The following is a 20,963-nucleotide window of genomic DNA, read 5'->3' as shown; positions in this document are numbered from 1 at the left end:
TCAGAGATAACTTCCCATAGAATCACAAATGCCGAAATTCGAAACATTGACTGATGGAAGCTCTTATTTTTTCCCAAAAAATCGACCTTGTCGATCACAATAAGAGATTCCAATATTTAAACGTAAAAACCCTCGATCCACGAGAGTTTATTATGATCATTTTAGAATTCTATGGAATGTTCTAAAGCGCGGCCGGAAACTCGATCGTTACTTGAGTCCCGTTGGAAGTATCGAATAGGATTTGACCGCAGAGTTGAGTGACCATCAGGTTTACGAGTTTCAAACCGAGAGTTTTGGCGTTCATCACATTCGGTTCTTTTTCAAATCCGATGCCGTCGTCCTTCACAATCAGAATCATATTGGAATTATCCTTTCTCAATACGACCGAAACGTTTCCCTTCTTTTGATTCGGGAACGCGTATTTGATCGAGTTGGATACGAGTTCGATAAGAATCATTCCGATCGTCGCCGCGTCCTTTGCGGTCATCATTGACTCTTCGATATTCTTATGAATGGTTACGGAATCGGACAACTGAAGCATCGAATCGATCACACGATTACAGTATTCCCGTATCTGGACCAAATTAAAAGAATCGGTTTCGTATAACAAAGAATAGAGATCCGATATCGACTGGACCCGAAGAGATAATTCTTCCAATACTATCTTGGTATCTTTATTATCCGAAGAATTTGCCCTCAGATGCATCAGACTTGTGATCATCTGAAAGCTGTTTTTGGTTCGATGCTGAAGCTCCTTTAAAAGAGCTTCCTTTTCCTGAATATCTTTTGTAAGACTTCTTTCATGTCGATTCCGATCGGTTATATCGCGAATATTACACTGAATCACTTTTTCACCGTCGACGAGATAGACGTTACTTACGAACTCGACTTGGATCAGAACACCGTCGATTGTCTCCAAAGGCAGGTTCGTGTAACGAACGTATTCTTTTTCCTGTAATTCCTTAAAAAGTTGTTTGGAGTAATCGATGTATTTAAAAGCGTTGATATCCCAGATTTTCTTTTTTAAAAACTGTTCTTTGGAATAACCTAACATCTCCACAAGAAACGGATTTACGTCCACGATCATTCCGGTTTCGGCATCCAAAATAAGAATACCATCTTTTGCCGATTCAAACAAACGACGATATCGTTTTTCCATCAACTCCAACTCTAATTTTTTAGAATCCACTTCCCGTTTTTGGAACTTTACATCCATATAAGAATCGTGAAGCCGAAACGCCATCTTGATAGAAGCGGCTAAAATCGTAATATCGTTACTTTTGACGACGTATCCGTACGAAGTGATGTTCTCCGTTTTTTGAATGATCTCGGGTTCCACATGGCTAGAAAGAAACAAAAGGGGAATATCGTGTTCTTTTAGAATTTCCGAAGCGACCTCGGTTCCGTCGATACCGCGTCCAAGATCGATGTCCATCAGAACGATATCGACCTCTGTTTGTCTATCGCCTAAAATTTCGAAAGCTTTGATTCCGCTCATGGCGTTGATCACGTTATAGCCGTGATTTCTCAGCTGCATGGCTTCGGTCATACCGATGATGGGCTCATCCTCTACGAGGAGAATTGTTTTCTTTTCGTCCGGGTCCGCATTCATAAGACTTAACTTCCTTACGACGCTTCATCCCCATTTTTATAAGGTTTTATACTTTTAAAGGAAACGATTGAAACAGAAGATCATTCGCGAATGCTGACAAAATCTCCAAGGATTCAAAGAAGGGAAAACATCGTCTTTTATCCATTCAGATGTCCTTTTGCCAACAATTGCAATAATTATTTTATTCGCTTCTGCAAGAACCGATATTCTTGGCCCCTACCCGAAATAACTGCGTTTATATTTTTATTATATTCTATTTTTTTGAATTTCTTATCGTTTTTATTCGATAAAAATCTTCTCAATCTTCCTTCTATACTCCCATTTTGATTCTGAAAGTCAAAGACCATCTCCTGATTTCCCTATATAAACGACGGAAACAGAATCTTTTTTTTCCGGTTAACAAAAAACAGATCTAAAAAACAGAATTAAATCCCGTAAGTAATTCACATTTTTTAGAATGGATCGAATACAACTTGAAAGTATTTATTTTTCCATTCTCATAGAGAAATCCGATGCGGACTTGCTGCATCAGTAAGGATAAGGATAGACTATGCCTCATTGTATTCTCTGGATCGATCAATCCGTCGCGAAGAAGTTTGTTTTGAGCAAGGACACGGTGGACGCTCAGATCATTCACCACAAAGGAAAACCGGAACATCACGATCATCACCCGGATCGTTTCAATTTGATTCAGAACGAGGATCTCAAACATTTTTTTGAGGACGTTGCGTCAAAACTTTCCCCAAACGAAGATTTGTTGATTTCAGGCCCCGGACTCGCCAAGACCCATTTCCTTACCTTCTTGGAAAAACAACATCCCGCAATCGCCAAAATGGTACTTGCAGAAATCGTTATGGACCAAAGCACCGATCCTGAAATCATCGCGGCGGCAAAAAAATACTACGAAAAACGCCACATTCAACTCTGATCCGAGCGGAACTCAAAGATCGTTTTCAACCTCAACTCAGGCTCTTTTCCCGTTTGTGGTTTTGAGAACGATCGGTTTCTATACTTCCATCCACCATGTGAATCCTTCGATCCGCCAAAGCCGCGTATTCCGGATCGTGGGTCACATACAGAACCGTTGTTCCGTTTTTTCCATTGGTATGTTTTAGAATTTCCATCGCCTTATCTCCGTTTGCCGTATCCAAGTTCCCCGTCGGTTCGTCGGCGAAGATAAAAGTGGGATTCATAATGAGGGCCCTTGCGATCGCCGCTCTCTGTTGTTCTCCTCCGGACATCTGAGAAGGATACTTATCCCTACAGTGCTCCAAATCGAATTGATTCAACAGATTTCTCGCATATTCTTTTTTGGTCCCTTCCGCTCCTGTTTTTCTCGCGGGCATAAGAATATTTTCGATCGCAGTAAGTTCCGGAAGAAGATAGTGAAACTGAAATACAAACCCGATGTGTTGATTTCGAAACGAGTGAGTCTCTTTACTCTCGAGTTCGAACAGATCCCTTCCGTCTAAAAATACTTTTCCGGAACTGGGCCGATCCAATCCGCTCAGCATATACAAAAGCGTCGATTTACCGGAACCGGATCTCCCCGTAAGGGAAACGAATTCTCCCTTTTTGAGTTGAAACGAAACTCCTCTGACCACTTGCGTCGGCGGTTCTCCAAAGGATTTTACGAGAGACTCGCAGGTCAAAGCATAAGATTCTTTCGAATTTATTTCGTCTGAAGGATTCGTTTTTAAATGTTGTTTTGAATTCACGTGCTACCTCGAATGATTTCCACCGGAGACAACTTGGAAGCGGAACGAGCCGGTATATAAGCCGCAATCCCGCTTGTTACAACGGAAAGGAGAAACGCGTTTATATAGATCGTATAATTCCAGGAGATTTTCATCACGTTGATCATCGGACCTTTTTGGTTCGCCCCACCCAAAGGATATCCGTCCAGAGAATAGCAGGCTAAGGCCCCGATCATCAATCCGAAAATCGCCCCTATCAAACCCAAGAGAAGACCTTGGATGATAAACAATCGAATCGTATCTCCTTCGTCAAAGCCCACCGATCTCAAAATCGCGATCTCCTTCTTTTTGTGGTTCACCACCATGTTTAGGACGTTGTAGATACCGAACGCGACTACCAGAATGATCGTGAACGTCGTGGTATCTCGAACTATATTCTGAGTTTTGAATACTGAAAGAATACTTTCATACGCCTGATCCCAACTCTGAACCTTGTCTCTTGTAAAAAAAGACCACTCGGTCGCGACGTCCGCGGCCTTGGAAACGTCCTTCAAACGGATCGCAATTTCGGAAACGATTCCGTTCGCCTGTGTGATCCTTTGTACGGTACGGAGCGAGGCATAGACCGAAACTTCGTCGATCATCCGGTTTCCCACTCTTACAATCCCGCCGACTTTTACGTTTGATATAGTACCGTTAGGCGAAACCACTTGAACGATATCACCCGCTTCCGCTCCGAGACGCTCTAAAAGTCCTGCTCCCGCAAAGATGATATCTCCTCCTCGGTCAAGGTCTCTCAGATTTCCCTTCTCCACGTATTTTCCGATCGTGGTCACTCTCATCTGTCTTACGGGATCGATCCCTTGCAACTTTCCGGGAAGGGTCTGTTTTCCGAATTTGAAAATCAACTGACGATTGAGCTGCGGAGCGTAGGCCTCGACTCTTTCATCCTGATCCAATTTCAAAAACCAACCCTTTACGTTCGTCAACTGTGTCGAATCGGTTTTACCGGAGGGAGGTTTGATCCAACGTACGAAGTTTCCATCGAAAAAAACTCCTCTAAAACTTTCTTCTTTTAGAACCTCGTCGCGGGGAGAAATCCGAATCTGAGCGTCGTTGTTGACGAGTTGATCCGTGATGTATTCTTGAAAACCGAGCATCATTCCGGAAAAGACTACATAACCCGCCGTTCCCAAAAGAATTCCCAAAAACGTAAGGAACGTCTGCTGCGGTCTACTGATCAGTTGTCTGATTGCTAAAAAAAACATGGGAGTGGACTAACGTCCCCCGTTTAAAAAAACGGTGTCGCTTTCCAAGACGGAATTCTCCAATACTTCGCACCATTCTCCGTCGACCGCGCCGACCTTGGCTTCCACGTAGAAAACTTTCCCGTTTCGTCTAACGCGAATCTTTCCTTTTTCAACCGCCTTCACCGGAATCAAAAGGGCATTTTCTTTTCTGGCGACTTCGACGGCTACGTCTGCGGTCATTTCCGGAAGTGTACCTTCCGGCATAGAATCCACGCTTACTCTAACGTAAAATTGTCCGTCGGACGGGTAGACCCTTTCGACTTTTCCGAAAACCTTATTCCCTCGAATCGTTTCAAAACTCAACTCGGCTCTTTGACCCGGACGAATTCTCAAAACCGAATCCTGATCCAAGGACAAAAGAATATAAGTTTTTTTTAAATCCATCATCGTAAGAACCGGAGCCCCAGGCATCACAACTTCCCCCTCTTGAAACGGAATCGAAGTTATAGTGCCGGAAAAAGGCGCGCGAAAACCGGTTCCGGAATCCGAAACCAAGAGTTCCTGTCCTTCCCGAACAACTTCTCCTTCCTTTACGAAGATCTTTCGAATCGAAGATGTAACTCCGAGTTTGAGGTGATAGACTCGATCCGATTTAACCGTTCCTAAAGAATAGACAAGTTCTACGATCGGACCTATTTGAGGGGATACCTCCGTTCTTTTTTCTCGAAATACGAGAAAGGATCCCAAACCGAGAATTATGGTCAAAACCCCGATCGAGGTCATTCTTCCCCAGCGAGAAGACCAAATCAATTTTACAAAAACCAATGCTTTGTTCATTTCAATGAATCACACACCTTTTCAAACTCGAAAACAAATCAAATCCATTCTATTCCACAAAGGATAAACCGGACACGAAAACAAACCGTTATTTCAAAATTATAAACTGACATTTGTCATGGAAGCGATTCAAAAACCTTCCCGTCGGGTTCTCGGGATGTTTTCAAAATCAAACTCAAAAAATCGAATCTTCCTTTCGCCGTTTTGTCTACACCTTCCGCACCTCCCAGGATTGTTTTGTTTTGAGTTTTTTTCATTGTAAGAATCCGTTTTCCCCTGGATTGGAGGACGTTCTTTCCAAACTCGAAGATGATTCCGGAAGCAAAAAAAGAAATGCAGAAAGGAGATCCCTCTTTGCAAAACCAAGTCCGGATCTTTTTGTCCCTCACTTTTTGTAGTCCGGTGAGATTCGTTTTGTCCGAACCTCATTCCCTTGAAAGTATTACCTTTCACCCGCATGTTGAGAGGGATTGCAAAGAGATTCGTCCTACGTGAAAGGAATTTTGCAGGAGTTCCCACATGGGGGTTTGTCCTTGCAAAATTAGAATTCTGTGATATAGCAAAGCCCACGGGGTTTTTCCCGCCACCGCTCCCCTCCACCCAAGATCAGGGTGGGGCCCGCGACTTTTACGGAGGACTGTCGGAGTTCCGACAAAAGTGTCCGAGAAGCGGAATTTTGTCGTAGTTCCTACACAGGTTTTTCTTCTTGCAAAATTAGAATTCTCTGATATAGCAAAGTCCACCGGTTTTTTTCCCGCCACCGCTCCCCTCCACCCAAGATCAGGGTGGGGCCCGCGACTTTTACGGAGGAGCGTAGGAGTTCCGACTAAATTACCCTGCTTCCTCAGAGCCTCAAAAACAATTCCGCAGGATTTAAAAAAATCGTAGATGGCTCCACACCCAAAACCAGCCAAGCGGTCAATCCCAAGACAACTGCCGAAACCGTCGGGATCAAAAGGTTATCATCGATCAGTCCGTTCCAATACGTACCACAATAGAGTTCCGTAACTGCGGAAATCAAAATTGCGGGAATTAAGAATAGAATGTTATTATAAAATACGAAACCTTCAGCTTTTAAAAAGTTTTGTTTTCCGTAAGTATCGGAAATAAACATAAAAAGGAAACCTACTATCGCGCAGGCAAAGATAAATGCCAAAATTCCTTCCACGGATTTCCCGTTGGAAAATCTTCTCCTTCCGTAAAACGTCCCGACCCAAGCCGCAGTCGGATCTCCGATAACAAGAAAAAGCATGGAAAGGATCGAAATCTCGGGAGGAAAAAGAAAAACGACAAACGCGCAAGAAAGAAAGTATGGAAGAGTCCCGTTGAGCCTTGTTTTCTCTTCTTCTTTCATCAAAACTCCCGCAACGGAGAGAAAGAATTTTTGAAAACCGGGAAAACGAAATCGGAGAAATTCGAGCAAAAGAATGATTCCCAGACAAACAACAAGAGTTACCGAAATCACCGCGCGAGTTGCGTTCAAAAGACCGAATGCTCCCTGAAATACGTCCTGATAATAACAAACAGGAACAATCAATCCGAGGAGATGCCAGAGTTTACGCGCATAGTTGAATCGAACCGAATTTGTCACTTGTTTCCTACCTATTTTTTCATCGTCATTTTTAAGGCTGATTCTTCGTCGGGAGCGATCAGAAAAAGACCGTTGAGAGCCGCCATCTTGATCGCATTCTTTACGGAATCGGTCGGATGGATCAGAACCAATTTATTCCGGGAAGTAAAACTCAACTGATTCATTTCTTTCAGAGATTGGATTCCGCGAGAAGAGATCAAACTCACCTCTTCCAAATCGAGAATCACAGGTCCGGTCCGGATCGAATTGGAAAGTTGATCTCGGAACTTTTTTTCAGTAAATGAGTTGATGGAACCTTGGAGCTTCATAACCTGAACGTTGTCGATTTTCTCCGTAGAAATGATGATTTCGTTCAGAATCATAGTGGCTCGGAAAGACAGTCTATAAGCATTTCCCCCCTACGACAAATGGTTTTTCACCTCTTAGCAATTCTATTTCTGGTTTTGAGATCTTATTCTTTCCTTTCCCCGGGCGCTTTTGTTTTGGGGCTAGCGATCCTTTTTTATCGAAAAAAAGGAATCTCGGGTGGTCCCCAGAATTTGGAATTCTCGGGGATTCTTACTCTGATCCTTCTCACAATCTCCGGCTTAGACGGATCGACACCCGGGGACATTTTGGACTTAATCTGCATTCATTGCGCAGGAATTCTCTCTCTCAAAGAAGAAAGAAGACCCAAAAGAAAGGAAGAACCCGGCAATCTCTTCCGAGAAAATGAATCGGTTCGAATTCTCAGAAAACAAATTCTTCCGTTCTCACTTCTTCTCATAGCAGGTTTTAGAATCTGGGATCAAGGAGACTTTCCATTCTGGATTCCACTCGGCTTCTTCTACGTTCTCAAAGCGGGGATTCTCGGTTTAGTCCTGAGCTTCCTCTACTTCCGTTCCGGAGAATCGGGAGGAAAGACCGTTCTATTCCTTATTTTGATTCTCACAATTTTGCTCGTTCATCCTTCGCAAGGAATCTTGAATTTTTCGTATTTTCTCGTATTTTCATTCTTGCAAACCGACGTAGAATCAAAAAAGATCAACGATGGGATTGAAGTATGAAGGTTAAGGTTGCACATCTTTTTCGTAAGATTGAAGAAGTTGACCGAGACATACTTGAATTGGGAAAAATTCAGGAGAGAATTTCCTCAGACCGAGACTATTCCGGAATTTTAAAGGACTCCATTCAAAAAGAAATGGCAAATTTAGAATCCGGAAAAAACGAGATTCTTTCTTTAAAGATAAAGGAAGAACTCGGCAAAACAGGCCTGGTAAAGAACTCCGGAAAATCACCCGCTGAAATGAAAAATTTATACAGCTCCCGAGAAAAGAACCTGACCCGGGAAATTTCCGTGGAAATCCCGGATCGACAACCCTCAACAACCCGTAAAACAATTCACAAATACTAAGATTCAAGACACAACTTCATGAAAAAAAAGACCCTATCTCTAACCATCCTTACCCTGATCGTACTCTCCGCAGCCAATTGCAGCAGGGACTCCGATGTTCTCGCCTCTTTTAAAAATGGTACCGTAACCAGAGAGGAATTGAGAGCGTATTATAAACTCCGCGGCGTCGAACCCGATGCGAATAACGCGTCGATCGCGACCCAAGCCAAAATCATAGAAGAACTCGGAATTCAGAAAATCGCCGAAATCCAAAACAACACTTCTAACGTGGTCACAAAAGACGAATACGCGAGAATTATGGGATTTGTCGAGCCTCAGATTCTTTTTAACGACTACAGAAAACAATTCTCCGAAAAACTAATGACATCCGGAATGCTCGAGTTGGCGTTTGGAAGAATTCTTTTTATCAAAGCGGCGCCCGACGCGGCGGTGAAAGCCAACTCCATTCTTCAAGAAATTTCAGCGATAAAATCCGATAAGGAGATCGCGGCATTCATCGCTAAGAATACGCACGAAGTTCAGAGAAAGGCCGTCGGAGGAAGACTCGAACCGCATTGTATCAACTGCGGAGACGATCCTTTTACCGCAATCTTGAAAGAAGCTTCCGATAAAAAGGGGACCTTTATCCTCAAAGAAGCACAAGGAAATTATTATATTCTCCGAGTGGAAAGAATTGAAAAAATCTATCCGAAAAAAATCGATAAATTCTTTCAAAACGAATTGGACAAACTCAAATCTCTCGCAACGAAGTACGTAAGCAAAGAAGGGATTACCGAAGAGGAAAAAAGAGAAGCCGCTTTCTACTCTGAATTGGCAGTGAACGAAAAAGCAAATCAAACGGCCGAACACTACGGAAACCGTTTTCTCAAAGAAGCCTGGAAAAAGGAAATGGACGGACTTCGCGTCCAGAGCGGACTTAAAATCGTGGACTTAACTCCTGAATTTATCAAAGGATTAAAGCCTGAAACGGTCCTTTTCGAAGACAAAACAGGAAATAAATTTCTTTTCAAAGATCTCCTTGTGGAATTCAATAAGATCGCGCCGATTCTTCAAAAACGAAAAACAAATCCGGAAGAAGAAAAAAACGACCAACTTTCTTTTTACACTCAGATCTACCTTCCGATTCGAATCTCAGCGGAGTCGAAAGAAGTGCAAGCCCTGAAGGATACAAAAGAATTTAAAAAAACACTTCCTTTGCTCGGAAGATCGGTGCTTTTTATGTTGATTCGCAACCGTTCCACGGATGCAAATATCGACGTGACGGAAAAGGAAATCAGAGATACCTATGAAGCTGGAAAACTCTACGCTTATTCCAAACCTTCTCCAACCAATCCGAACGAAAGGCTTCCGGAAGATTTTGGAAAGGTAAGAGATCGAATCAAACAAGAACTCGTGGAATCCAAAAAACAATCCGTCTTCCAAGACTATCTCTCCAAATTGAAATCGGAGAATGAATTCAAAATTGCCTCTGAAAGTCTAAAAGCGGGACAAATCTAAAAATAATAATTTGTATCCCGGTGTTTTCACCGGGATTTTTCCCGATTCTAAACTCTCCCTTTTGCTTCCACTCAAAAAAGAATCTTTTACAATATCGAATTCCTAAATCATAATTCCATAATCTGTTAAAACACGTTTCCAAAAGCAAGTATTGGAAATTAATTATTTCCGATATTACCACAGAATCCTGTATCTTACTCCTGAATTATAGTTAGTTACAGTAATCTTTTTGGCTTAATTAACACAGATTCACAATTCCTGTGGCAAGAGTGTTGGAAATTTTTTCTTGAATTTTTGTCTTAGAAAATTAGGTTGGTTCTTTGAGAGGGGAATTGAATGAAAAACCACATCTACATGCTTCGGAAAAAACGAGGTATAAAACAATACGATATGGCAAGAGCGCTTGGGGTTTCTCCTAGCTACCTTTCTAAAATCGAAACAGGAAGCCAGGATCCTACAGAAAAGTTTAAAATTTCCTGTGCAAAATATTTGAAAACCACTCTTGATAAATTGTTTAACGAGCAAGTCGTAGAGGATGTATATCCTGAATTTACCGAAGGGCTCACCAATCGTCTCTGGGCAAAACGCAGAGAATTGGGAATCAAACAATACGATATGGCAAAAAAACTAAAAGTTTCCACCCCTTTTCTTTCGAAAGTGGAACTCGGACTTTTGGAACCGCCTGAAGATTTTAAAAACCTTGCTTCCAAAGCTCTGAAAATGAAAAAAGAAGAACTCTTCCTGCAAAAAGTTGAATATTAAAAAAGGGTTAAATTCCTAAAGAGAAAGGGAAGCATTCGCTTCCCTTTTTTGTGTACGGATTCTTTCAGCGAACACAACGTACCCGCGCTAAGGCCGTTGTTTTATCAAAGGTATCGTAAGTTCCGTTGGCAAAAAGAACTTGATAAGCTTGAAATTTATAGCTTCCGGATGGATGAGTGGTAGAAGCCCAATAATTACTCGAGGCATTCGGGAAGAAGACCTGATTTATAAATGGAGAAGTCGCTTTAGAGTAGTCCACAAGAGAAACGAGCTCTTTTACGGAGGGCAACCTCCAGCCGGCACCTCCTCCTAAATTTAGAGAATTGCAATAAGCCAAGGCACTGATCCAATCCAAGCTGACTGCCGCTCCGATCGTACAATCCGAATAAGAATCGCCTATACTTCCCTGACCAGAAGCACATTTCTGCCAAACCAAACCGCTCTTCTGATCCAAAATTGTTCCATTTCCCACATCCGTAAACGGCCCCGTATAAGCGATCAACAAGAACGGAGTGGATAAGAAGATGGATAACAAAAATACTTTCGCTCTCATTTTTTTATTTTTCTCCTTCAGGGATTTCCATTTACACAAAATGCGTAATAGGAATATCCATCGTTCGAATTATTTTTATTGTAAGTAAAAATTCTCGCGCCGAAATTTCGAATCACATAAGCGTTCCCCGTATTCGTCCGAATCGTAGTCGCGCTCCAAAACCTTTGATTGGAAGCGTTGCTCGGAAAATTCGGAAAACTCGCCGGAGCGATAAACGTATAACCGGAAGTTGACGAGGGAAATGTAATCAAAGAATGAAAGTCGTCAAGGGTCGCAAGTCTCCAAGCCTTCAAACCGGCATAACCTAAATTTGTATTTCTTTCATTGAGTGAATTACAACTAGATAAGGCGTTGGTCCAATTGACTTCGGTCGGCGTTCCCGCACAAGTGCTCCCGTTCCATTCCATTCCTTGCACACAAGTTCTCCAGGTTAAACCGCTCGTAAAATCTATGCTAACAGGATCGTCCGTATATCCACCCAAAAAGGTAGGAGCCGAAATCGATTGTAAAGCAGGCGTCCCGCTGAAGGCGCCGTCTTGTCCCGTTCCTGTGCAAAGGACCACGCCTCCGCTTGCATCAAAACAACCCGGTTGATTCGAATCGATGATGTTTCTCAAAGAAACCATTCCACCCGTTGAATAGTTTATGTAGAAATGTCCGGTCCCGTCTCCGACAAGAGAATTCCCGGCAAGGTCTTTAAAATGAGAAGCCGACAACTTCACCTGAATCGATGTAAATTCCGGAAGAATCGAATCGAGATCGATCTTCACTACGGTTCCAGAGATCCATTGGACGATAAGACTTGAAGGAAGCGTCAACTCCGTGGTCGTAACGGTCCCGCCACTCCCGTAGGTTACGAAGAGATGCAATTCAACGGTTGTCCCGGGTTGCATAATTTCATTAAATGTAAGAAGGAGCTCCCGATTGAAAACGTCGATATCAACAGCACCGGTATTCGGAGATGTGGAAGAAAGAATTGGCGCCGAGGTATCCAAGGTAACACTGAAATTAAAACTTCCCGCCTGTCCGGAACTATCCAATAGACAAAGTTTGAAAGAATTCAACCCTTCGGAAAAACTCGCGTTAGGAACCGTCGTGTCCTGAGTTCCGGCGCTCCCCAAAACTCCCGACGTGATCGTAACCCCGGGAGTAATACTTGTGCAACCCGTAGTGGCCGTGACGATATAATAATTTCCTGATGAATCCGAAGTCCAGTTGATCGAAGTCGCACTCCCCGCATTCGTAATTCCATTCTGAATTGAATTGAGGGTTAAGGTTGGAGCCGGAGTCAGCGGAAGATTTATCGTATAAGTTGCCGAAACCGGCCCAACAAGATTACCGGCTCGATCGGACGCGAGAACTTTGACCGTGGTGGTTCCATTTCCGATTCCAAGAGAAGATGTCGGAAAAACGGAGCCAAAAAGAATCGACAATGGATCAAAATCCGAGAGAAGAGAAAGAGATGGATCTGTGCCGTCCACCGTATAAATCAAATCCTTACACCCTGAAACCGCATCCGTGCAGGTCACATTTACACTCTGAGCCGAAGTATAAGTTCCTCCCGAGATCGAAAAGCTAAGGCTTGGGGCGGAATTGTCATAGATCAAGGAAACCGATTTTTGACTCAGAATCTGCGAATCCTTGACCAGGGAGACATGCAAAGAATTCCCTCCGATATTCACCGGATATCCTTCCGGAAACGGAAGATTCAGTTCTAAGTTTGAAACCGAAGAGGACAAAGTCGTGCTGTAGAGAGGAGTTCCCACACCAAAGCACCCTGGATCATTCAGACAAACTTTCAGTTCGGACCCCGACGTCACATTTGAAAGATTGAGGATGATATTGACCCCAAAATCTCCTGAAGACATCACCGAAGCATAATAGACTCCGTTAAAAAGGCTCTTCCCTCCCCCAAAAGTAAGATTGCTGGGATTGGAGATCGGAGCACCGGCAGATCCGAAGGGATTGGAAATATTAGAAATCGAAGTGGGCAGATAAAAAAATTTAAAATTATCCTGGCTCGAATCTTTCAAACAAGAGGTAAAAAAAAGAAAAAGCAAGATCCCAAGAATTCGAAAAGGATTGAGTTTATAATTTTTCCGATCCCACTTCAAAATACAATCTCTCATGGAAGCCAGAATAAATCAGATTTATAGATAATTCTTCTTGGATTATAAAAAGGAAAAAATATCTATACAAAAAATCCCAGCAGAATTGTTATACAAAGCTTTCAATCCAATCCATTCGGAATCGCGAAAGATCCGACCGCAAAGTCCAAAAGAGGCACTTCGGATTCTATGTTTGAAAATAATTATTTCCTTTTTCAAAGACACGAATATGTCAAAAGCACTCTAACGCAAACCTCGATACTTTTGAATCAAAACCGTTAAAACGATAAAAATATTACAAGTAAGCAAATTTGCCGATCTATAGTTGTAATGATTTTATAGACTAAATTATAAATCAGCTTTTCTAGTTTATAGCAAGTTAATTGCAAAATTAGATTCCTTTACGAGTAGTTGTTTAAAATTAAAAAATAGGAATTGAGACTCAACTTACAAGAAGAGGCCATTTAATCCTTTTTTATAAAAGCAAAATTACCCTAGGATTGTTTGAAAAGACCGAATGAAATTAGAAATTTTGAAAACTTCAGGGAGTAAGCGAAATCTAAAAAGATAGCTTTTACGGAGAATTATGACTTTTGAATTTGATAAAATAATCAGCCACCTTCATCTGATCGGGATTTACCTTGGTTTTTCGATCGGCCTCTTGAGATTATATCGTTTTAAAAAAAATAGAATGAACGTATTCTATGGAATTACGTTTATCTGTATCAGTCTCTTTCTCTATATTGGCGGAGAAAGCGATTTTTATCTTCTACAGGCTCAAAGCGGGAGCCACTACGATTTATCTCTTATCTTCTTTGGTTTGATCATCTATTCCTGTTTTATGTGCCGATCTCTCATGCGAAAATCGATCGGCTTGGAAATTAGAAATAACGACGCCGGGATCAATCTTCTATTTACGTTTGCGATCAACTTCGTTCTTTCGTTTATTTTTCGGGACGAAATCACCTTTAACATCGCCGGAAATTTTGTGAGTATAACGATCACTGCCTATACTTTTGTCGAAATCACAAGTTCCATCCATACGAGAAGACTTCCAAAAATCTATTATCATCTAACCGTGATCGCCTTTTTTATGACTTTCGCTTTGATACTAGATATGATAGCCATCTTCAAAAACGATCTGCGTTTTCATTTGCTTTCCAACGTGATTCCGGGACTTTTGTTGGTTTACTTCCATTTACTTGAAATCTACGCTCCAGTTATCACGGATAAGAAGACGATGAGTTCCCTTTCGATCGAAAGAAGACTCCAGAGAAGAAAAGAAAGTGTAGCGCTGATTCAGGAAAAAACGAATCGAAAAAGGACAGATTCCTCTTCAGAAAACAAAGGATTGCTTAAGGAAAACGATTTAGCTCGTATCGAAGACCGATTGAAATCTTTTCTAGACGAAAAAAGGTTTTTAGACGAAGAGCTACGACTTCCGGATTTATCCGCTTATTTGGGAATTTCGGTGCACCAAGCGTCCTTGTATCTGAATCAGTATCGGAACACAAGCTTTACGGATTTTATCAATCAAAACCGAGTTGAAGAGGCGAAACGATTGATCTTGGAAGAGACTAATAAAAATCTCATCGATATCGGTTTGGAATGCGGTTTCAATTCGTATTCTCCATTCCATAGGGCTTGTATTCGTTTTACGGGATATTCTCCCAAGGATTTGAGAAACTTGGTTCTAAAAAAAGAAGACCCTAAGCCGACCCTCATTCCCGAAATCGGAGAAAGAAGAACGACTTAAGATCCGATTCTTTTAGATTAGATTACGCTTACCTTTGAGTCTTTGTAATCTATGCTTACCTTTTGTCCTTCGGAGAATTTTCCGTCCAGAATGTAACGGCTGAGCGCATTCCCGACTTCTCTTTGGATGAGTCTCTTCAGCGGTCTTGCGCCGTATTCGGGATCAAAGCCAGCCTTGGAGACGTAGTCCTTCAAGGCTTTTGTAAACTCGACGACAAGTCCGTTTTCTTTTGCCTTTTGTTTGAGAATTTCCAACTGGATCTCAGCGATCTTATGGATTACCGAATCGGTAATCGAATGAAACAGAATCACTTCATCGAGTCGGTTTAAGAACTCCGGTTTGAATTGTTTTTTCAATCTTTGTTCGACGAGCCTTTCTTTCTCTTCCGATGTGTATTCGGTCGAACCTAAGATATCCGATCCGATATTGGAAGTAAGAATGATGAGCGTATTTTTAAAGTCCACGTTACGCCCCTTTCCATCGGTCAACCGTCCTTCGTCCAAGATCTGTAAGAAAATATTGAAAACGTCGGGATTCGCCTTTTCGATCTCGTCAAAAAGAATCAAGGAATAAGGTCTTCTCCGAACCGCTTCCGTGAGTTGTCCGCCTTCGTCGTAACCCACGTAACCTGGAGGGGCGCCTATCAATCTGGCAACGGAATGCGCTTCCATGTATTCACTCATGTCGATACGATGCATCGCATTCGGATCGTCGAACATGAATTCGGCGAGGGCCTTCGCGGTTTCCGTTTTTCCGACTCCCGTAGGCCCGAGAAACAAAAAGGTTCCGATCGGACGATTTGGGTCCGCGATTCCGGCTCTTGACCTTTGTACCGCTTCGGAGACGAGTTTCAGCGCGTGGTCCTGCCCGATCACTTTTGACTTGAGTGCGTCCTCCATCAAAAGGAGTTTTGCCCTTTCTCCTTGTAACATCTTGGAAACGGGAATTCCGGTCCAGCGAGATACGATGTTTGCGATATCCTCTTCCGAGACTTCTTCCTTGAGAAGTCTGGAGGTCGCGGACTGTTTTTTTAATTCTTCGTTTGCGACTTCGAATTCTTTTTGAAGATCTACGAGTTTTCCGTAACGAATCTCTGCGACTCGGTTGATCTCCCCTCTTCTTTCGGCTTCGGCCTCGAGGTTTTTGTATTTTTCGATCTCTTCCTTGATCTGTTTCAAACGGGAAATTTTGGTTTTTTCCAAATCCCATCTCGCTTTCAAAGTCTGGAAGTTCTGTTCTTGTTCCGAGAGTTCCTTCTCTAAATTCTTTAGACGATCTTTGGAAGCCGTGTCCTGTTCCTTTTTCAGAGCCTCTCTTTCGATCTTGAGGGATTGAATTCGTTTACTCGCACGATCCAATTCCTCCGGCATAGAATCGATCTCGATTCTCATCTTAGAGGAGGCTTCGTCGATGAGATCGACAGCTTTGTCCGGTAGAAAACGATCCGTGATATAACGGTTGGAAAGATTTGCCGCCGCGATCAAAGCCGAATCCGTAATCCGAATTCCGTGATGAAGTTCGTAACGACCTTTGAGTCCTCTAAGAATCGTTACCGTCTCTTCCACGGAAGGTTCTTTTACCATCACGGGTTGGAATCTTCTTTCGAGGGCCGCATCCTTTTCTATGTATTTCTGATATTCCTTAAGAGTGGTCGCGCCGATACAACGAAGTTCCCCTCTTGCGAGCATCGGCTTTAACATATTAGAAGCATCTAATGCTCCTTCGGTCGCGCCGGCTCCCACGAGAGTATGAATCTCGTCTATAAAAAGAATCACTTCACCGTCACTCGCCTTGACTTCGTCGAGAAGCGCCTTTAGGCGATCCTCGAATTCTCCCCGGTATTTGGCGCCGGCGATCATCGAGCCGAGATCGAGGGTATAGATGATTTTGTTTAGAATTCCTTCCGGAACCTCTCCTTGTACGATCTTGTTTGCAAGACCTTCCACGATCGCTGTCTTACCTACGCCGGGTTCTCCGATGAGAACCGGATTGTTTTTGGTTCTTCTGGAAAGAACCTGGATGGTTCTTCTGATTTCCTCATCCCTTCCGATAACTGGATCGAGTTTTCCTTGTTTGGATAACTCATTTAGATTTTTTGCATATTTCGCAAGAGCGTCCGTTTTACTTTCCGGTGAATCGTCCATGATAGTTTTTCCTTTTCGATTTTCCAACGTGATTTTGAGTAATTTAGAATATTCTAAACCAAGACGAATAAATTCCTCTTTGAGCGGTCCGGTCCCATTCTTCATAAGCCCGAGAAGAATATGATCCGTGGATAAATATTCATCTTTGAGTTCTTTTCTTAGGTCGTCTGCGGCCTTTAAGAGCGCAACCGCAGATCTGGAAAATCCTACGTCCGCCTGGGCGCCGCCTACCTTGGGAAGCTTTTGCAGATATTCTTCCGTCTTTTTTAAAAATGAGGTCGGGTTCAGACCCAGCTTCGAAATCAAAAGTGGAGCCAAGCCGTCGGGTTGGCCGATCACTTCTCGCAGGATATGTTCTTCGCTGATTTCCGGATTTCCGGAATTTTCTGTCAAGGACTGCGCGTCCCTAAGGGCTTCGTTCAGTTTTGTCGTTAGCTTATCTAATTTCATTGAATTCTTCCTAATGGATATTCCTTTTCTACAAGTAAAGAAGTGGACTCTGCGAAAATAACCCGGAAGGATTTTTGTAGGAACTCCGACTGAAAAACTTTGCGCTGCAAAAAGTAGAATTCTGTGATAGAGGAAAGTCTCCGGAAGTTTTCCACCACCCACCCCTCCACCCAAGATCAGGGTGGGGCGCGCGACTTTTCACGGTGATTCGTCGTATTTCCGACCATTGGCTCTTAAAAGTCAGGAAACTTCCGAATAGGGTTAAAATCTGCATTGGCCTTTCTACACTTCTTTTCATTTTAGACTGAGTTCTTTTTAGAAATTTCAACTTTTTCTGCCATATTGACATTTATCAAGTTTCCTTTTCGAGAGCTTAAAATTGAGTGACTTCTTTCCTTCCTCCTTATGTCCCCTTTTTTCCCGGAATCTCCGCTTTTCTTTTGACAATGAGGGGTTTGGCGTACGTTTTGCAAGAACCAGAACATGAGCAAGGAACCCCCAAAAGAAAGCTGGAAATCCAGAACCGGACTGATTCTTACCGTAGCGAGCGGCGCGATCGGTCTCGGAAATTTCATTCGTTTTCCAGGTCAAGCGGTTGCAAACGGAGGAGGAGCTTTTATGGTTCCTTACATCATCAGTTTCATCCTTGTCGGAATCCCGGTCTGTATCACCGAATGGATTATGGGAAGAATGGGGGGCAGAACCGGTCACAGCGCACCTTTTCTTTTTAAAAGTTTTTTATCAGGTTTTCCATTAAGAATCGTAGGCGCCATCGGTGTTACGGTTCCCATTCTCATCTATGTATATTACGTTTTTATTGAGGCTTGGTGCCTCGCCTACTCTTTCGAGTTTTTAACCGGACAGATTCAATTTAACACAAACGGTCAAACTCCTCAACCGGAAATCATCAAAGCCGCCGGAAGTTATTTCCTAAATTTGACGGGCGCCAGAGAAAATGGAGACGCAATTTCCGGTAAAATTTTTTATGCGACTCTCACTTGTTTCGCTTTGAACTTCGCCCTCGTTTATCGGGGAATTTCTAAAGGAATCGAATCCTTTGCTAAGATAGCGGTCCCACTTATGTTGGCTTCCTCAGCCTTAATTTTGGTCCGCGTTCTCACGTTAGACAACATTGATTTAGGTCTCGGAAGAATGTGGAATCCGGATTGGTCCGCGCTTCTCCGATCCGAGGTTTGGATCGCGGCGGCGGGCCAGATCTTTTTTACACTTTCTGCGGGTTTTGGAATCGCTCTCGTTTTTTCAAGCTACCTCAAACGGGATAACGACGTAGTTCTCTCTTCTCTTTCCGCGGCTTCCTTGAACGAATTCGTGGAAGTCGCGATCGGCGGGATGATCACGATTCCGGTCGCCTATCTCTTCTTAGGCGGCTCGATCAGCGAGTTCGGAACGTTTGGAATGGGATTTATCGCGCTTCCGTCCGTTTTTTCGATGATGCCCGGTGGCCAGTTTTTCGGTGCGATCTGGTTCTTTGTCCTTTTTCTGGCGGCCATCACTTCTTCGGTAACGATGCTTCAACCGGGAATCATTTTTTTAGAAGAATCCTTCGGCCTACGAAGACAGGTTTCGAGTATCATCCTCTTTGTATTTACCGGAAGTCTTTGTTTTCCGATTCTCTACTTCAACCAAAACTTTCAGGCCTTGGAACTCGCAGACTTTTGGATTGGCACAGTTTTGATTTTTATTCTTGCGAGCATTCAAATTTTCTTATTCGGTTGGAAAGTCGGCGCGAAAAAAGGACTCGAAGACGGCAACGAAGGTTCTCATCTGGAACTCCCGAAATTCTTCTGGTTTGTGATTCAATACATCACCCCCGCGTTTCTCCTCGTCGTCTTTGTCGCGTTTTTGTTTCAGAATCTTCCAAGCTATTTTGAAAGAATGAGCGTGGACGCGATGGTTGCAAAGGCGATCGCAAAAGGAACGTCCGCGGAAATCGCGAGAATGGGAGCGCTGATTTCTCGTTCCGTGTTTTTCGGAATTCTGATCGTCTTTAGTTTGATCGTTCTTCTCGTTCACTACGCTTTGATCTATAAGGAAAGGAGGTTGAAAGCCGAATGATTCTTTTTGCACAAATGACCGGTCTAAATCTACAGGGAACTCTGATCATGTCCCTTTCCTTACTTTTAGTTACGGGACTTTCCCTTTTTTGTATTTATAAACTTTTTAGAACCAGAAACCATTGAACCGAACATCTGAGTATTTTGAAAAACTTTCCACGATCTGGGACGATTTCGAACCTAGATCCGGGCAGATCCAGCTCTCCCAAAGAATCGAAGAGGCCCTCTTTTCGGGAAAACATCTGATCGCGGAAGCGGGAACGGGCGTGGGAAAATCCCTCGCTTATTTGATTCCGGCTGCTTTGAATTCTATGGAAAGAGAAGAACCCGTGATCATCTCCACGGAAACAAAGTCTTTGCAACAACAGCTTTTGTTAAAGGACATTCCGATGGTTTCGAAAATTCTCGGAGTGGATTTAAGAGCCGAAGTCGCGATGGGAGCTTCGAACTACGTCTGCAAACGAAAGATGAATCACGTTATGCGCGATGGAACCTTCGGCCCGGAGATGATTCCTCATCTGGATTCTTTCAATCAATGGATTCGAAATACGGAGTCCGGAAGAAAACAGGAATTTACTGGAACCGCATCATACGATTTTTGGAATAAGGTCACAAGAGAAGCCGACAACTGTTTGGGAAGAAATTGCCCGAACTTCTCCCATTCTTATTATTTTTTAGAAAGGGAAAAGTGGAAACGTTGTAATATTCTGATCGTTAATCATCATCTCCTCGCGGCGCATATCGCGAGCGATTTTAACATTCTTCCCGAGTTCAGCAGAGTGATCTTGGACGAGGCGCATAACTTTCCGGACATTATCGGCTCGTCCTTTCGTCAGGAAATCCGTTCCCAAGAAATTCAAAAACTTTTACAACAAATCTGGCTTCCTTCCAAAAACACCGGAATCGCAGGTGAAATCGGATCGAACGAGCTGAAAAATCTAGTTTCCAAAGCCGGCGAAGCCCTTACCGTTTTTTTCAATTCCCTTTCCGGAGAAGTGCCTTTAAATTTTTACAGCCCTCAGAGGATCAAAAAATCTTTGAAACTGGATCGAGGAGCATTCGCCAATGTCCTTTCCGAGATCACCGAAATTCTTCAAAAACATCTTTCCAAGTTGTCCAAGGATTCGGAAGACATTACGGAAAAAGAAAGTTCTCTCGTTTTGGAAATGTTGTCCGGAAGAATGGAACAGATCGCGGTCGGCCTTGAATCCTTCCGTCTCTTGGACGATCCCGGACTC

The 20,963-nt window shown here is 43.0% G+C and carries 19 protein-coding genes; 9 read left to right on the top strand and 10 right to left on the bottom strand.

Going from position 1 to position 20,963, the window contains the following annotated elements:
* Positions 1-181 precede the first annotated feature (181 nt).
* Positions 182-1,612, bottom strand: a complete 1,431-nt coding sequence (locus JWG45_RS21495; RefSeq protein WP_205281656.1) for a sensor histidine kinase — start codon at positions 1,610-1,612, stop codon at positions 182-184.
* Between the two features lie 550 nt (positions 1,613-2,162).
* Between JWG45_RS21495 and JWG45_RS21490 the strand changes: the two genes are divergently transcribed.
* Positions 2,163-2,540, top strand: a complete 378-nt coding sequence (locus tag JWG45_RS21490) for an eRF1 domain 2 (protein ID WP_205281655.1) — start codon at positions 2,163-2,165, stop codon at positions 2,538-2,540.
* Between the two features lie 31 nt (positions 2,541-2,571).
* Here the strand turns inward: JWG45_RS21490 and JWG45_RS21485 are convergent, their stop codons facing one another.
* From JWG45_RS21485 to JWG45_RS21460, 6 genes are all read right to left on the bottom strand, one after another.
* The gene (locus tag JWG45_RS21485; RefSeq protein ID WP_205281719.1) at positions 2,572-3,288 is read right to left on the bottom strand and encodes an ABC transporter ATP-binding protein; all 717 of its coding nucleotides are present in this window, start codon (positions 3,286-3,288) and stop codon (positions 2,572-2,574) included.
* A 38-nt stretch (positions 3,289-3,326) separates the two neighbouring features.
* Positions 3,327-4,577 (bottom strand): ABC transporter permease, encoded by a 1,251-nt coding sequence (locus JWG45_RS21480; protein WP_205281654.1) that lies wholly within the window; start codon positions 4,575-4,577, stop codon positions 3,327-3,329.
* A 9-nt stretch (positions 4,578-4,586) separates the two neighbouring features.
* Entirely contained in the window at positions 4,587-5,396 is an 810-nt protein-coding gene (locus tag JWG45_RS21475) for an efflux RND transporter periplasmic adaptor subunit (protein WP_205281653.1), read from the bottom strand.
* 116 nt (positions 5,397-5,512) lie between these two features.
* Positions 5,513-5,653, bottom strand: a complete 141-nt coding sequence (locus tag JWG45_RS21470) for a hypothetical protein (RefSeq protein WP_205281652.1) — start codon at positions 5,651-5,653, stop codon at positions 5,513-5,515.
* 587 nt (positions 5,654-6,240) lie between these two features.
* Positions 6,241-6,987 (bottom strand): diacylglycerol/polyprenol kinase family protein, encoded by a 747-nt coding sequence (locus JWG45_RS21465; RefSeq protein ID WP_205281651.1) that lies wholly within the window; start codon positions 6,985-6,987, stop codon positions 6,241-6,243.
* 11 nt (positions 6,988-6,998) lie between these two features.
* The gene (locus tag JWG45_RS21460) at positions 6,999-7,349 is read right to left on the bottom strand and encodes an STAS domain-containing protein (RefSeq protein ID WP_205281650.1); all 351 of its coding nucleotides are present in this window, start codon (positions 7,347-7,349) and stop codon (positions 6,999-7,001) included.
* 45 nt (positions 7,350-7,394) lie between these two features.
* On the opposite strand from JWG45_RS21460, the gene JWG45_RS21455 reads away from it, so the two are divergent.
* The 4 genes from JWG45_RS21455 to JWG45_RS21440 all read left to right on the top strand — a co-directional run bounded on the left by JWG45_RS21455 (position 7,395) and on the right by JWG45_RS21440 (position 10,639).
* Positions 7,395-8,033 (top strand): hypothetical protein, encoded by a 639-nt coding sequence (locus JWG45_RS21455; RefSeq protein WP_205281649.1) that lies wholly within the window; start codon positions 7,395-7,397, stop codon positions 8,031-8,033.
* Positions 8,030-8,380 carry a hypothetical protein gene (locus JWG45_RS21450; RefSeq protein WP_205281648.1) on the top strand — a complete coding sequence of 117 codons (351 nt, stop codon included), beginning with the start codon at positions 8,030-8,032 and terminating at the stop codon, positions 8,378-8,380. Before JWG45_RS21455 ends, JWG45_RS21450 begins: the two co-directional genes overlap by 4 nt.
* Before the next feature lie 18 nt (positions 8,381-8,398).
* Positions 8,399-9,877, top strand: a complete 1,479-nt coding sequence (locus tag JWG45_RS21445; protein ID WP_205281647.1) for an LIC12015 family putative lipoprotein — start codon at positions 8,399-8,401, stop codon at positions 9,875-9,877.
* Positions 9,878-10,231: 354 nt separating this feature from the next.
* On the top strand, positions 10,232-10,639 hold the full coding sequence (locus tag JWG45_RS21440; protein WP_069609247.1) for a helix-turn-helix transcriptional regulator: 408 nt from the start codon (positions 10,232-10,234) through the stop codon (positions 10,637-10,639).
* Between the two features lie 64 nt (positions 10,640-10,703).
* Here the strand turns inward: JWG45_RS21440 and JWG45_RS21435 are convergent, their stop codons facing one another.
* Positions 10,704-11,192, bottom strand: a complete 489-nt coding sequence (locus JWG45_RS21435; RefSeq protein ID WP_205281646.1) for an Lcl C-terminal domain-containing protein — start codon at positions 11,190-11,192, stop codon at positions 10,704-10,706.
* Between the two features lie 17 nt (positions 11,193-11,209).
* Entirely contained in the window at positions 11,210-13,306 is a 2,097-nt protein-coding gene (locus JWG45_RS21430; protein WP_205281645.1) for an Lcl domain-containing protein, read from the bottom strand.
* A gap of 580 nt (positions 13,307-13,886) precedes the next feature.
* Here JWG45_RS21430 and JWG45_RS21425 point away from each other — a divergent pair.
* Positions 13,887-15,056, top strand: a complete 1,170-nt coding sequence (locus tag JWG45_RS21425; protein ID WP_232380817.1) for a helix-turn-helix domain-containing protein — start codon at positions 13,887-13,889, stop codon at positions 15,054-15,056.
* 17 nt (positions 15,057-15,073) lie between these two features.
* Here the strand turns inward: JWG45_RS21425 and clpB are convergent, their stop codons facing one another.
* Positions 15,074-17,650 (bottom strand): ATP-dependent chaperone ClpB, encoded by a 2,577-nt coding sequence (gene clpB, locus JWG45_RS21420; protein WP_205281644.1) that lies wholly within the window; start codon positions 17,648-17,650, stop codon positions 15,074-15,076.
* A gap of 483 nt (positions 17,651-18,133) precedes the next feature.
* Between clpB and JWG45_RS21415 the strand changes: the two genes are divergently transcribed.
* From JWG45_RS21415 to JWG45_RS21410, 3 genes are all read left to right on the top strand, one after another.
* A complete protein-coding gene (locus JWG45_RS21415; RefSeq protein WP_205281643.1) occupies positions 18,134-19,726 on the top strand; it encodes a sodium-dependent transporter in 1,593 nt (530 codons plus the stop codon).
* Positions 19,723-19,851: a hypothetical protein gene (locus JWG45_RS22445; protein WP_269750306.1), complete on the top strand. Its 129-nt coding sequence runs from the start codon at positions 19,723-19,725 to the stop codon at positions 19,849-19,851. Before JWG45_RS21415 ends, JWG45_RS22445 begins: the two co-directional genes overlap by 4 nt.
* Positions 19,848-20,963: ATP-dependent DNA helicase (locus JWG45_RS21410; protein WP_205281642.1), on the top strand; the 1,116-nt coding region annotated here is incomplete at its 3' end. The genes JWG45_RS22445 and JWG45_RS21410, both read left to right, overlap by 4 nt.

Origin of the sequence: Leptospira ainlahdjerensis (genome assembly GCF_016919175.1) — a bacterium.
GTDB classification, from domain to species: Bacteria; Spirochaetota; Leptospiria; order Leptospirales; family Leptospiraceae; genus Leptospira; species Leptospira ainlahdjerensis.
This window is presented reverse-complemented; position numbering and strand designations above follow the sequence as displayed.